The following is a 1,964-nucleotide window of genomic DNA, read 5'->3' as shown; positions in this document are numbered from 1 at the left end:
TTTAAAAATTTCATTTTTATTCATATAAACGAATAAAGATGTTTACTATCAGATCCATCTATATAAAAAGCAACTATTCTCGCATTTTATGCTTCAAATATCTTATAAATCAGTGTGGATGGTAAATACTAGCTGAACCAACACAATTAAATACTTAATTGAATTAAGTTTTTAGGTTCTATTTACCAAAACTAAATCGTGATTAAAAAATTCTTCTCTAATTGTTACAAATAAAAATTCTAATAATTAATGTATACTTTAAAAATAAATATAAATATGAACTAAAATTTAATTGATATGTATCAATAATGGTAATTTTTAAGACAAAATATAGGTTTGATTTATAATGTAATTAAGTGTTAGTATAAATTGCATTATATTTATATAGTGTTAACAAAAACCAACTCACAATTATAGATAGATTAATTTATGAATAAAATATATAAACTTATATGGAATGCCAGAGAACATGCTTATGTAGTAACTTCAGAATTGGCTCGAAAAAGTGGAAAAGTTGTAGGAGTTAAAGTACTTACCTTGTTAGGTGCACTCGCATTGAGTGCAAATGTTGCTTCCGCAGCAGAAGACTTAGTAATTTCAGATAAAGATAAAGTCAACGGAAAAGATATTGTGTTTATTGGCAATATTTATTCGGATAATGACATAGACTTTCCTGCCCTCCCTTTTGAAGTCTTTAATTTAAAAGATGGCCAGAATATTAGAGTAGAACTTGAGAGAAAAGGGGATTTGGGTAGTGTTTGGGGGTTGAATAATGGAACTGGAGAAACCACTGTTAATATAAAAGGAGATGTTATTTCTTCAGGAAATTTATTTTTTCCTTCTTCCGAGGATGCTGCTGAATCAACAGATGAAAATATGCTATTTGATGATGCGGTTAGCATGACTAACTCTGAACAAGCAACTAATCTTACAGTCAATCAGGAAGAAAGTAGCATCATTAAAGCTAAAAACACCGGTATTATGGCATCTAATAATGGTACCGGTTCTACTAAAATTAATATTGCAGGAACAATAGCAGCAACAACAGCTGTTTACGCAGATAGTGGTGAAAAAACTCAAGATGTGACTATCACGCAGTCAGCTCCCAGTAAAATTGAAGGTTCAGTTAACGGAATTGTAGTAAATAATCAGGGTAAGGGAGCAACAAATATTGATATAGCCGGTAATGTAAGCTCAACTGGTAATGCAACCATTCCGGAAGATCCTGAAAATCCAGATAGTGAACGATATAATTCTGGTAGTGGTATTATTGCCATAAATAATAAAAATACCACTGACCTGAATATAACTCAGTCTTCAGCCGCCAGTTTAATTCAAGGTGGAGCAACAGGAATTACGGCATCTAATTCAGGTGTTGGTTCTACCACGATTACTACTGCTGGCACGGTAATTGCTGATGGCATAGCAGAAAATGGTATTGGTATTGCCGCTTCCAATACTCAAACAGCCAAAGCAATCCATATAAACCAAACATCAGGAAATATTAAAGGTAAAGAAAAAGGCATATCTGCAAGTAATTTCGGACAAGGCAATACCGAAATCACTACTGCAGGAAATGTTACTGGTAATAAAGACGCCGGTATCGATGTTACTAATATGCATTTTAATTATCCTGATGCTGAAACAAGAGCAGAAAGCAAATCGAAGACCGATATTATTATTAATCAAACTGCCGGAAGTATTATTGGTGGTACAGATGGTATTACTGCTGTTAATGAAACTGGTGGAAAAGTCTCAGTGACTACAGCCGGCAAAGTAGAAGGTAAAACTGGAGCCGGAATTCAGGTTGTATCAGGTACAGCACCAGTTTCAGATATTGACGAAAACGGAGAAGACATAAGTTCAGCATTTGCTGTAAATAAGAAAGCCGCAACAAAAGCCGGTGATGAAAATGGCCAGGTACCTTTGGGCGGAATTAATGTTGTTCAGTCAAGTGGTGAAAT

Annotated in this window: 1 protein-coding gene; it reads left to right on the top strand. The window is 33.9% G+C overall.

Annotated features, from left to right (window positions below; translation table 11 throughout):
• Positions 1-429: 429 nt before the first annotated feature.
• A partial coding sequence (locus tag BHC43_RS00560) for an ESPR domain-containing protein (RefSeq protein WP_257377930.1) occupies positions 430-1,964 on the top strand: 1,535 nt, incomplete at its 3' end.

The organism is Snodgrassella alvi (assembly GCF_002777855.1).
Lineage (GTDB): Bacteria > Pseudomonadota > Gammaproteobacteria > Burkholderiales > Neisseriaceae > Snodgrassella > Snodgrassella alvi_E.
Note: the sequence above shows the minus strand (reverse complement) of the source record. Positions and strands in the feature narration are given on the sequence as shown.